Origin of the sequence: Paenibacillus sp. FSL P4-0081, from assembly GCF_000758565.1 — a bacterium.
Taxonomy (GTDB): Bacteria; Bacillota; Bacilli; order Paenibacillales; family Paenibacillaceae; genus Paenibacillus_AQ; species Paenibacillus_AQ phytohabitans.
In genome coordinates this window covers 5138149-5149933 of the sequence record NZ_CP009280.1, presented here as the reverse complement: position 1 = coordinate 5149933, position 11785 = coordinate 5138149, and the positions used below count along the sequence as shown (strand labels likewise).

The window sequence follows — 11785 nt, the reverse complement described above, 5'->3', positions numbered from 1 at the left end:
ATGAATGGGAGGAAATGCGATGAAGTACAGCTATTTGGGTAAATCCGGTTTGAAGGTCAGTCAATTATGTCTGGGCACGATGAATTTCGGGCCGGAAACCGAGGAGAAGGAAGCGTTCAGGATTATGGATGCCGCATTGGATGCGGGAATCAATTTCTTCGATACGGCCAATGTGTACGGCGGCCAGGACCGCCGCGGCTGGACCGAGGAAATTATCGGCCGCTGGTTTCAGCAGGGGGACGGACGGCGCGAGAAGGTTGTGCTGGCCACCAAGGTGTACAATGACATGTTCGACGAGCAGGACGGACCCAATTCCGGCTCCGGCTTGTCCGCTTATAAGATCAGACGGCATTTCGAAGGCTCATTGAAACGTCTGCAGACGGATCATATTGAGCTTTACCAGATGCATCATATTGACCGGAATGTATCCTGGGAAGAGCTGTGGGGCGCATTTGAAATTCTTGTCTCCCAGGGCAAAGCTGATTATATCGGCTCCAGCAATTTCGCCGGCTGGCATATCGCCGCTGCGCAGGCTAAGGCCAAAGAACGCCATTTCCTCGGCCTTGTGTCCGAGCAGCATTTGTATAACCTGCTGGAACGGACACCGGAGCTTGAAGTGCTGCCGGCATCCAAGGAGCTGGGGCTGGGCGTCATTCCATGGAGTCCGCTGGCCGGAGGCTTGCTCGGCCGCAACGCCTTGTCCAAGACGGGTGTGCGCAGCGCCCGCTCGGCCAAGCTGGAGCAGCACCGCAGCCAGCTGGAGCAATTCTCCGCGCTCTGCAAGGAGCTTGGCGAGCATGAGGATCAGGTTGCTCTGGCCTGGGTACTCGCCAATCCGGCTGTAACAGCGCCGATTATCGGGCCGCGTACGATAGAGCAGTTCGAGGATTCGCTGCGTGTTACGGAGATAGTACTGGAAGAAGCTGTGCTGAAGAAGCTGGACGAGATTTTCCCCGGACCGGGCAAGCCGGCACCGGAAGCTTATGCCTGGTAAGATTGTAATTGCCATAATTCAATACAAATTCAAGTTATTAAAGTAAAAAGGGCCGGACTATCCTTTGGGAGGTAGTCCGGCCCTTTTTTGTTAAAGTCTTTTCACTGTTTGGGTCTAAGAAGCTGTTCAGAATTCACCGGGTTTTGCCTGATGCGTGGCGGCTTCGATGACGCACAGCTCCCCTTCTTCATTCAGTTCGGCATAAGCCACTGACGTAAGCTCAGGATAACCCTTCTTCCGCAGCTCCTGCAGCAGCCAGCTTTCGTGTTTCCCGAGACTCTCAAGCGCCGGACGCTGAATGCTGCCGGATTCAACGAGGCATTGTGGAAGACAAACTCCCTTCGCGTCAATATCCAGATCTTCCCGGGTTACCGGTTCATATTGCGGCTTCTTCAGAATGCTGAGCGAGCCGTTCGTTTCATAGATCGCATAAGCGACCTCATTGATAGAAAAGGTGTCCTTCGCCCGCAGCATCATCCGGAGCTGCTCGAAGTCCAGATTGTTCTTGCGCAGCTTATGGAGATCAATGGCACCATCCCGGATGAGAATCTCCGGCTCCCCCTCCAGCGGCTTGCGCAGCTTGCTGACATGTTGGGTAATCTTCTCGAAGGTGATGGACAGTACCGACCAGACGGCTAGCGCAAACAGCAGCTTCAGTACCGAATGATCCTTCTCGTAAATCGTGTCACCGACCAGATCGCCTAGAATAACTGCAGAAATGAAGTCAAAAGGCGTCAGGGCGGAAATCTCTTTCTTGCCCAGCAATCGGGTCATTGCCCATAGTCCGATAAAACCGGCAATCAGCTTAACCAATATCGATCCGTACTCCATTGGCTACCACCCTCCAGATATGAATGAATCTAAGAGTGTTTAACCAATGCACCATATCGTGTAACAAGCAACTTCTGGCCGGGACAGCGGCCTGTCCGCTGGAGCTGGCAGGATGATTCCCGGCTCCGACCTGTGATAGACTAGAAGGTGAGAAGTGAAATCATTCTGATGATATCACAGGGGGATGAGGTGGCGGCAAATGCTTTTTTATCTGATTTCCATATTGGTAGTGCTGGTTGACCAAGCCGCCAAATGGCTGGTCCGCACTCATATGGAGCTTGGGGAGAGGATTCCCTTCTGGAGTCCGCACCTGCAGTTCGTCTATTATGAGAATAGCGGGGCAGCCTTCAGCTCCTTTCAGGGCTACGGAAGGTATTTCTCCATAATCGCTGTTGTTTTTGTAGCGGCAGTGTTCTATTACCGGCGGCAGGGCAAGATTCGCGGGCCTTTGCTTGAGGCAGCCAGCGGTTTTCTGGTCGGCGGAGCGCTCGGCAATGCGATTGACCGTGTGATCTACCATCAGGTAACGGACTTTCTAGTATTCGGTAACCGCGGGGGGATTCTCAATCTGGCGGATCTGGCGATTAATGCCGGGGCAATTCTGATTGCAGTCTACCTGCTGGTCGACCACTTTGGACACAAAGCTGCCCGGTCAGGGGAAGAAAAGCGGTCCTAAGGCTATTCCGGTTTATCATTTTATCTAATACAAGTTATCATTATTTGTAATGAACCCGCCTAAATCAGAGCTTTTTACTATGATTTAGGCGGGTTTTGTGTGTTTTATACCATTAATATGCTTCGTGACCATAAAATGCCTGTTATCTGCTTCGTTGATCGTTTCTTATTAATGTGTTAGCCTGAATTCATGATGTTAAGAGGATAGAAGATTGCACGTTAAGGAGAGGTCGATATTGTTGCAATTACAAGTTACGAACAGTCCCTTTAATGAGAGCCAGGCTGAGCTTCTGAACCGGCTGCTGCCGACGCTGACCCATTCGCAGCAGGTATGGTTAAGCGGTTATTTATCCGCGTTGTCTCTGCTGGGAGACACCGGTCAAGCAGGCCCGGCGGTGCTCCCCCTTGCTGCTGAAGCGGCAGCAGGAGTGTTAATGTCCACAGCCACAATACCACAGCCGGAGGTATCCCGTGAGGTGACCGTATTGTTCGGCTCCCAGACCGGAAACTGCCAGCGGCTGGCGGCGAGCCTCTCGCGCAAGCTGGAAGAGCAGGGCTTCAAGGTTACGGTTGCCGCAATGAACAGCTTCAAGCCGAATGGACTGAAGAAGATTGAGAATCTGCTGCTGCTGGTCAGCACCCATGGTGAAGGCGAACCGCCGGATAATGCCCGCGCCTTCCATGAATTTCTCTACAGTAAAAGAGCCCCGCAGCTTCCGCAGCTGCGTTACTCGGTACTTGCACTCGGCGACACTTCCTATGAATTCTTCTGCCAGACCGGGAAAGATTTCGATCAGAAGCTGGAAGAGCTGGGCGCACAGCGCTTAACGCCGCGTGCGGACTGCGATCTCGATTATGATGAGCCTGTGGCCGAATGGTTCGGGCATGTTATCCGCTCGCTAAGCGGTTCCGGTTCGCAGCAGGCTGCGGCGATCGCGGATGATGCTGTACTGGCAGCCGAGAGCGCAGAATCGCTGGAATCGGCATATTCACGGAATCATCCGTTCCATGCCGAGGTGCTGGAGAATCTGAATCTGAACGGACGCGGCTCAGACCGTGAGACCCGCCATCTCGAGCTGTCGCTGGCCGGTTCGAATATTACATTTGAGCCGGGTGATTCGCTCGGAGTCTATCCGGAGAACCACCCGCAGCTTGTGCAGGAGATCATTGCTGCCATGGGCTGGGAGGCGGGTGAAACCGTTCCCCTGAACAAGAAGGGGGAAGAGGGCACGCTGCATGAAGCATTGCTGCGGCATTATGAAATTACCGTACTGACGAAACCGCTGCTGGAGCAGGCAGCCAAGCTGAACTCTGCGCCTGCCCTGCAGGAGCTGCTGTCCCCGGACCGGCAGCAGGAGCTGAAGAATTACATCCATGGGCGTGATCTGCTGGACTTGATTCAGGATTTCGCACCATGGGAAGTTCCGGCCCGCAGCTTCGTGACGATTCTGCGCAAGCTGCCGGCAAGATTGTATTCCATTGCCAGCAGCTACAATGCCAACCCGGATGAAGTGCACTTCACGGTACGGGCTGTGCGCTATGAGTCGCATGGACGTGAACGCTACGGGGTCTGCTCCGTACATTGTGCGGAACGTGCAGAGCCGGGAGCTACACTGCCGGTCTACATCCAGAGCAATCCGAACTTCAAGCTTCCGGCAAATCCGGATACGCCAGTGATCATGATCGGACCAGGCACTGGAGTCGCCCCGTTCCGCTCCTTCCTGGAGGAACGGGAAGAGCAGGGGGCACAGGGCAAGTCATGGCTGTTCTACGGCGACCGGCATTTCGTCACAGACTTCCTCTACCAGACGGATTGGCAGAGAATGCTGAAGGACGGTGTGCTTAGCAGGCTGGACGTTGCCTTCTCACGCGATACGGACGAGAAAGTTTACGTACAGCACCGCATTCTGGAGAAGAGCCGGGAGCTGTACACCTGGCTGCAGGAGGGTGCACATGTCTATGTATGCGGAGACGAGAAGCATATGGCCCATGATGTACACGCTGCGCTGGTTACAGTAATCCAGCAGGAAGGCGGACTGAGCCCGGAAGGGGCAGCCGCTTATCTGGAGACTCTGCAGCAGGAGCAGCGTTATCAGCGTGATGTCTATTAAACGATATTCAGTGGAGGGATCTCCGCTGGGCTTACGATACAATTCTTGAAGAGCGCGAGGCAATGCGGAAGGAGAGGATCAATAGTGGCAAACAATGAACCAGCGGTGAAGCCGATTGGCGGACCCCCGAGTGATGTAGAACATATTAAGCTGGAGAGCAATTATCTGCGGGGTGCGCTTGTCGAAACCCTCAGCAACCCGATCACCGGAGGGCTGCCGGAGGATGACAACCGCCTGCTGAAATTCCACGGCAGTTATATGCAGGATGACCGGGATTTGCGCAGTGAGCGTGAACGCTCCAAGCTGGAGCCTGCTTACCAGTTCATGCTGCGTGTTGTAGCGCCAGGCGGAGTGGCGACACCGGCGCAATGGCTCGTAATGGACGATCTGGCCCAGAAATACGGCAACGGCACACTGCGAATTACAACAAGACAGGCTTTTCAAATGCACGGTGTACTCAAGTGGAATCTGAAAAAGACGATCAAGGGAATTAATGATACGCTGATGACTACGCTCGCAGCCTGCGGTGACGTCAACCGCAATGTCATGAGCGGCCCCAATCCGTATCAGTCGGAGGTTCATGCCGAGGTAAACGAGTGGGCCAGAAAAATCAGTGACCACTTAGCCCCGCGCACCGCGGCTTACCATGAAATCTGGCTGGATGGCGAGAAGGTAGTGGACAGCAAGGTCGTTGAACCGATTTACGGGCCTGTGTACCTGCCCCGCAAGTTCAAGATCGGCCTGGCGGTGCCGCCCTCCAACGATGTAGATGTATTCTCCCAGGACCTGGGCTTCATTGCCATTCTGGAAGACGGGAAGCTGGCCGGCTTCAATGTCTCGGTCGGCGGCGGTATGGGGATGACGCATGGTGATACCAGCACATATCCGCAGCTGGGACGGATTATCGGCTTCTGCCGTCCGGAGCAGATGATTGATCTGGCGGAGAAGACCGTCACCATTCAGCGCGACTACGGCAACCGTTCGATCCGCAAGAACGCCCGCTTCAAGTACACGATCGACCGCCACGGTCTGGACTGGTTCACGGGCGAGCTGCATGAGCGGCTGGGCTGGACGCTTGAGCCGGCACGTGAATATCATTTCGACCACAACGGCGACCGCTACGGCTGGGTGAAAGGCTTCGACGGCAAATGGAATTTGACGCTGTATATCCAGAGCGGACGGATTCAGGATGTCCCGGGGTATCCGCTGATGACCGGCCTGCGGGAGATCGCCAAGATTCACGGCGGGGATTTCCGCCTGACGCCGAATCAGAATCTGATCATTGCCGGTGTCAGCCATGCGAAGAAACGCAAGGTAGCCGAGCTTGCCAAGCAATACGGGCTGACCGACGGAGCTCATCATTCCGCGCTGCGCAGAAGCGCTATGTCCTGCGTGGCGCTGCCGACCTGCGGTCTTGCGATGGCGGAGGCTGAGCGATATCTGCCGCTTCTGCTCGATAAGCTGGAAGTCATCATTGATGAAGCCGGCCTGCGTAATGAAGAGATCATCATCCGCATGACCGGCTGCCCGAATGGCTGCGCCCGTCCTGCGCTTGGCGAGATTTCGTTCATCGGCAAAGGCCCGGGCAGATACAATCTGTATCTGGGTGCCGGCTTTACCGGAGACCGGCTGAACAAGCTGTACAAGGAGAACATTGACGAGAAGGAGATTCTGGACACTCTCGGTCCGATCATTCACCGTTATGCCAAAGAACGCAGTACCGGTGAGCATTTCGGAGACTTTGTGATCCGCAGCGGATATGTCAAAGCCGTTACTTCGGGACTTAACTTCCACGACTAATTTTCCATATAATAAAAGAACCTGTTCCCTAATGACATAGGGACAGGTTCTTTTATTATTTCTATGAAATGTATGGTTGTACCATACCCATCTACTGATTATCACATATAGTATAGTATCACCAATTGAAAGGGATGATAGCCTTGCCAACCTTCGACAGCATACTTGTCACAGGGAATCAGACAATTCAGCAGGACCTGCAGGTCAATGGAAATCAAACAATAATGGGAGCCTTAAACATTGTAGGCAATGAAACAGTTTCGGGAGATATGCAGATCAACGGCAACCAGTCCATTGTCAACAGCCTGGCAACCGGCGGAGATGTCGATGCAGGCGGAAATGTGCTGGCGGTAGGCCGGCTGTCAGCCAGTAACCAGCCCTCCTTACCAGCAGGCGTGGCAGTAATCCAGCAGGTCAGACATTATTTCCTGCCAGTGCCGAATCAGCCGGGTCTGGTGCTAAAGGGCACAGATGGTCTGGATTATGTTGTTTTTATCGATGTCAGCAGCGGGACACCGAGCCTGGCTATTCATCTGGCGTAGTGTAATGCAGGCTGCCTAGCTGCGGGAATTTATAGAAGGAAGGCTCCCCGTCTGCTCCAGCGCTTTCTTGACCTCTTCTAGATAGCGGAAGCGATGCTGCTGGTCCGGTTCCAGAAACGCGCCTTCAGCCCATTCATTCCATGCATTAATGAAGAGGAATTCACTCTGATACAGGGTTCTGGCTCTCTCGATCTGCTTCGCTAGATACCATCCGAACTTGTGCGGCGAAGCCCCTATACAGCTCTGTCCCCTTTTGCCAAGCCGCGGGGTGTTATCCCAGTTCACGTAGGCTCCCGGAAATATTTTACCTCCGTTCCGGTGGGGTGACCGGCTTAGGATTGACAGCCAGACCTGGTCATAGTCGAAGACGAGATGCTCCTGACCGTCGATAATCATGTAATTCCACAGACGTTCTGTATTGCCGTGGGCAAAGGTGTAATGCGGCTCGAATTCCACATTGGCATCGAAGCCGCCCTGGCCCGGAATTTCGAAGCCGCCCAATGTGCGGACAAAATAAATGCCGTCCAGGCCATTCTGCAACGCGAGTGTATTCCAGAAATGCAGCATCTCTTCGCAGCGGGGAATATTTCCCGGTCTGTATATGATGAATAACGGTTTGTTGCCGATGCGGATATAACGCTTATCCCTAAAGGCGCCCAGCAGCTCATGAAAGTGATTCTCCCAATCCTGTTCATCTCCATAATCCTGGCGGATCAGCACCTCATGCTCTCCGCCGTCCCATTTGCGGGTCCAGGATTCATTAGCCCAGGAGAGGCAGAACGGAAAGTCCGGCTCGCCGGACTTCATAATCTGCTTCAAGGGCTGCTCCAGAAGCGGCTTGCCTCTGAACCAGTAATGGTAGTAGCAGAACCCATAGATGCCGTAGGATTTGGCTACTTCTGCCTGCCAGTTTCTCGCTGCAGCGTCCGTCAGGTCATAATAATACTGTTCAAGCGGTTCCTTGGGCTGCTGATGTCCTGAGTAGAGCGGAACAGCTTTCCTGGTGTTGGTCCATTCTGTGAAGCCTTCCCCCCACCACAGGCTGTTCTCGGGAATCACATGAAATTGCGGCAATAAAAAAGCGATGAGCTTCAATCCACCTACCTCCCAATTCTGCTGCAGGTAATCACTGGTTATTGTTGCAGGCTCCCCGTTTAGCTGTTAAAAACAGTATGCAGCAGCTTCGCCGCCATTTGCATAAATGAGTAATCGTAGGTGCTCCTCCATAAGGCACGGGTAGCTAACGCCCTTGCGGACTCCGGGTGATTTCGGTAGTAGCTGACCTTCTCATTCAATTCCTGGCCGGTGTGAAATGTGATGATGTCTTCACCGGGATTCATATATGCATACAGATTGGAATGATCCTCTGCCAGCTGGACAGCCCCGCAGGAAGCGATTTGAAAAGCCCGAAGCGGCGGCTGCCCCCAGTGGATAATAATCTCGGCGCCATTGTAATAATCCTGCAGCTCTATACCAGGAGACACCGGGGTAATTCCGGGATATTCCTCCCAGCCTTTGCCGGCTGCATATACCTTACAGCCGCTGAGCAGCGGAGAGAGCTCGTGAAGGTAGGCTATACCGGCTGGAAGTGCGTCGCCAAGCAACAGCACATCGCAGCGGCAGGCTTCATCCACATATTTTGGACTGAACAGGTTCCGGTCTGCAGCAAAAGGCAGATACATAACAGAACTGCTGCCGGAGTGCTGATAAAATGGGATATGGTACATATTTTGCGTAAAGACATAGTTAAACAGAGCTGCCAGACGCCCGGTTGAGCTGCTCGTGCCGGAGCTGTCGGTGAGCCAGATTGCCTTTTGGAGAGTGGCTCTGCGGATCACCTCCAGATCATTGTCCGAGAAGTCTGTATCGCCTCCGACGACCAGCAGCAGATCCGGATTGAGCTGGACCAGCGCTGTAGAGAAGCTCTGGAATGCCTTAATGGCTACAACTTCTTTGGTAAGCAGCCTGAACTGGTCGGCAATCAGCTGTTCGGTCTGCCACAGCTCCTCTTCCGGCATGGCGGATACGAGTAGAACCCGCAGTTTTTTGAACTCAACAGCCTTGGCAGGCTGCGGAAGATTAGCGGATACATTCTGTTGATTTATATTTATATTTTTGAGTGCCCGGATTACCGTATGAGCAATAAGCTTTCTGGATCTGGGATGCAGCCGAATGGTTTTGCCGGTGGTTCTGATACGGTGTTTCGTTTTCTTGTTCATGCGCTGCCGAAATCCCTCCCTACACAACCCTGCACTGTTTTATTTTATGAGAAAGCAGTGAATTTGCTACAATTCACAGAATGAATTTGGATTTCCGGCGGTTTTCTTACATAATATAGAGTAGCACTACAAAATCATAACCAAGAGCCATTGCTGTGAGTAGTGGCTTCTGTACAGAAGAGGCGAATTTAATGATCATCATGAAAACGATGGAAGAGATCGAAAAAATGCGTGCGGCCGGCAAAATATTGGCCGAATGCCACCGGCAAATCGCTCAGATGCTGAAGCCCGGAATTACGACCTGGGAGATTGACCAGTTTGCTGAGAAGTTCATTCTCTCCCAGGGGGCTACCCCTGAACAAAAAGGCTATCATGGTTATCCATATGCGACCTGCGCATCTGTGAATGATGTCATCTGCCACGGCTTCCCCAAGCACGAGGAGCTGAAGGATGGAGATATTGTAACAATTGATATGGTAGTCAACTTGAACGGGTGGCTGGCAGATTCAGCCTGGTCCTATGGCATTGGCACCATTAGCGAGCAGGCGGACAAATTGCTGGCTACCACCAAAGAGGCTATGTTCAAAGGCATTGAGCAGGCTGTGGCCGGCAACCGGATTGGTGATGTCGCTCATGCCATCCAGGTATACGCGGAAGCTAACGGCTTCTCCGTAGTCCGTGATTTCATCGGGCATGGCATCGGCTCTGAAATGCATGAAAAGCCTGATGTGCCTCACTATGGCCCGGCAGGCAAAGGCCCGCGCATCAAGGAAGGTATGGTGTTCACCATTGAACCCATGCTGAACACCGGCAGCTACCGGACCAAGGTTGATGCGGACGGGTGGACAGCGCGTACCTTTGACGGCGGATTGTCGGCACAATATGAGCATACGCTGGCGGTAACTCCGCAGGGCACCATTATTTTGACAGAGCTGTAAGAATCAGCTGCTGCCTGCTATTTTAATAAAGGATGTTAGGTTAGAACCCGGACTGTGGTCATGTTTTCATGCCGCAGGCCGGGTTTTTCTGTCTAACTGTGTCGGAATTCACGGCTTATCTCCATTTTATTGAATATAATGGGGAGACTTTAAAGCTGAATAGAATAGAGGCTTGTGAAATGGCAACAGATAAACCGTGTAAGAATCTGCATCGCTCCCCCAGTCCGGCGCAGTGCATGGAGCATTATGGCTGCATCTATGAGAATAATCATCTCATTACATTGCTGGTGGACCCGGAGAACGGCGGAATTGCTGATGCCAACCGGGCAGCATGCGAGTTCTACGGCTACAGCATCCGGCAATTCAGGCAGCTTCTGATCTGCGATCTGGCGGCTGACCCGAAATCAGGGGTTCAGGAATTTGTAGAGAAGGCGCTGCCTGAGGGCGGTGACCAGAAGAACCGTGTGTTCATTGACCGGCATGTTCTGGCCAGCGGGGAGCCCATTGATGTGGAGGTTCATACCGGCATGATGACGATGCTGGGCAAAAACTGTGTATACACCGTAATTCACGACATCAGCGAACGGGTCCGTTCCGAGCAGCGGCTTCGAGAAAGTGAAGAACGGTACAGAGATCTGGTCGAGCTGTGCCCCGAGGCTATTCTGGTCTATAGCAGCGGCACTATCCTGTTCGCCAATAAGCAGACAGAGCGGATGTTCGGCGCCAAGAAGCAGGAGCTGACCGGCAAAAGAATTGAGGATTTCTTCAATGAGGTGTACTTCCAGAGTGCAGAGCATAACAAGCTCAAGACAACAGGTCTGCTGAAAGAACGCTTCCGCATTGAACAGCGGCTGATCAGGCGGCAGGACAACCGTAGCTTTGATCTTGAAATTTCCGGGGTGCCGGTCATATATGAAGAAGCGAAGGCGCTGCAGCTGGTGTTCAGGGATATTACCGAGAGTAAAAGGGAAGTGGAGCGGGCGGTCCGGCTTCAGGAGCACCGGCATGCGGTGTCCTTCCCGCTGGACAGCAAGGCGGTTCTGGAGAAGCTCTACATCCCGGCCCGAACCTTAAGCGGCGATTTCTTCATCTTCCATAAGGTCAACGAAGAACAGGTCATTGGCATTATCGGTGATGTGACCGGTAAGGGGATTACTGCAGCGCTGAATATCTCGGCCCTACGGGTGCTGTTCATGGACAGCCTGTCATGTACACAGGACCCCGTACAGGTACTGCGCGATCTGAATTACAAAGCGCTGCAGCATCTGGGTGAGGATTATATCGCGGGCTGCTGCTTCCTACTCGACTTCGGGACAGGACTGCTCAAGGCAGCAGGAGCCGGAATTAATGAGTTTCTCTATGTTCCCCGCGGCAGGGACTGCCAGAGAATTACCGTTAAGGGTGCACCGCTCGGCATGTTTGAGAGCAGTGAATTTGAGGAGAAGACCATCCCGTTTGAATCCGGGGACCGGTTTTGTTTTTATAGCGACGGGATGGAGCTGCTGTTTAACAGTGATGAGCTGGGGCGGGAGTACGGGTATCTGCTCGAGAGATTTGCCGGAGCAGCGCTGCAGGATGACTGCACCTGGCTCGGCCTGAACATCCAGTAACGGACGGGGTGCTGCCTGCAGGGCGGATTCATGGCGTGTACATGCGCAGGACGATGATTTCAGAA

10 protein-coding genes are annotated in these 11785 nt (G+C 53.3%); 7 read left to right on the top strand and 3 right to left on the bottom strand.

Annotated features, from left to right (window positions below):
- The first annotated feature begins 19 nt into the window (after positions 1–19).
- Positions 20–994, top strand: a complete 975-nt coding sequence (locus tag P40081_RS22090; RefSeq protein ID WP_042138474.1) for an aldo/keto reductase — start codon at positions 20–22, stop codon at positions 992–994.
- Positions 995–1120: 126 nt separating this feature from the next.
- On the opposite strand, the gene P40081_RS22085 is transcribed toward P40081_RS22090, so the two are convergent.
- Entirely contained in the window at positions 1121–1825 is a 705-nt protein-coding gene (locus P40081_RS22085; protein WP_042138473.1) for a DUF421 domain-containing protein, read from the bottom strand.
- Between the two features lie 199 nt (positions 1826–2024).
- On the opposite strand from P40081_RS22085, the gene lspA reads away from it, so the two are divergent.
- The 4 genes from lspA (at position 2025) to P40081_RS22065 (ending at position 6953) form a co-directional block, all read left to right on the top strand.
- Complete coding sequence (gene lspA, locus P40081_RS22080) at positions 2025–2501, top strand: signal peptidase II (protein ID WP_042138472.1); 477 nt, start codon at positions 2025–2027, stop codon at positions 2499–2501.
- A gap of 238 nt (positions 2502–2739) precedes the next feature.
- A complete protein-coding gene (locus tag P40081_RS22075) occupies positions 2740–4611 on the top strand; it encodes an assimilatory sulfite reductase (NADPH) flavoprotein subunit (protein WP_042141327.1) in 1872 nt (623 codons plus the stop codon).
- Between the two features lie 84 nt (positions 4612–4695).
- A complete protein-coding gene (gene cysI / locus P40081_RS22070) occupies positions 4696–6411 on the top strand; it encodes an assimilatory sulfite reductase (NADPH) hemoprotein subunit (protein WP_042138471.1) in 1716 nt (571 codons plus the stop codon).
- A 224-nt stretch (positions 6412–6635) separates the two neighbouring features.
- The gene (locus P40081_RS22065) at positions 6636–6953 is read left to right on the top strand and encodes a hypothetical protein (RefSeq protein ID WP_231575170.1); all 318 of its coding nucleotides are present in this window, start codon (positions 6636–6638) and stop codon (positions 6951–6953) included.
- 15 nt (positions 6954–6968) lie between these two features.
- On the opposite strand, the gene P40081_RS22060 is transcribed toward P40081_RS22065, so the two are convergent.
- Together P40081_RS22060 and P40081_RS22055 are read right to left on the bottom strand one after the other, a co-directional pair.
- On the bottom strand, positions 6969–8048 hold the full coding sequence (locus P40081_RS22060) for a glycosyltransferase WbsX family protein (RefSeq protein ID WP_042138467.1): 1080 nt from the start codon (positions 8046–8048) through the stop codon (positions 6969–6971).
- A gap of 59 nt (positions 8049–8107) precedes the next feature.
- On the bottom strand, positions 8108–9172 hold the full coding sequence (locus tag P40081_RS22055) for a CgeB family protein (RefSeq protein WP_042138465.1): 1065 nt from the start codon (positions 9170–9172) through the stop codon (positions 8108–8110).
- Between the two features lie 191 nt (positions 9173–9363).
- On the opposite strand from P40081_RS22055, the gene map reads away from it, so the two are divergent.
- Positions 9364–10110, top strand: a complete 747-nt coding sequence (gene map, locus P40081_RS22050; protein ID WP_042138464.1) for a type I methionyl aminopeptidase — start codon at positions 9364–9366, stop codon at positions 10108–10110.
- A gap of 179 nt (positions 10111–10289) precedes the next feature.
- On the top strand, positions 10290–11720 hold the full coding sequence (locus P40081_RS22045) for a SpoIIE family protein phosphatase (RefSeq protein WP_197074257.1): 1431 nt from the start codon (positions 10290–10292) through the stop codon (positions 11718–11720).
- Positions 11721–11785: the final 65 nt, after the last annotated feature.

Coding starts and splice junctions, on each gene's coding strand:
- P40081_RS22090 (WP_042138474.1), top strand. CDS start 20: ATGAAGTACAGCTATTTGGGTAAATCCGGTTTGAAGGTCAGTCAATTA.
- P40081_RS22085 (WP_042138473.1), bottom strand. CDS start 1,825: ATGGAGTACGGATCGATATTGGTTAAGCTGATTGCCGGTTTTATCGGA.
- lspA (WP_042138472.1), top strand. CDS start 2,025: ATGCTTTTTTATCTGATTTCCATATTGGTAGTGCTGGTTGACCAAGCC.
- P40081_RS22065 (WP_231575170.1), top strand. CDS start 6,636: ATGGGAGCCTTAAACATTGTAGGCAATGAAACAGTTTCGGGAGATATG.
- P40081_RS22055 (WP_042138465.1), bottom strand. CDS start 9,172: ATGAACAAGAAAACGAAACACCGTATCAGAACCACCGGCAAAACCATT.
- map (WP_042138464.1), top strand. CDS start 9,364: ATGATCATCATGAAAACGATGGAAGAGATCGAAAAAATGCGTGCGGCC.
- P40081_RS22045 (WP_197074257.1), top strand. CDS start 10,290: ATGGCAACAGATAAACCGTGTAAGAATCTGCATCGCTCCCCCAGTCCG.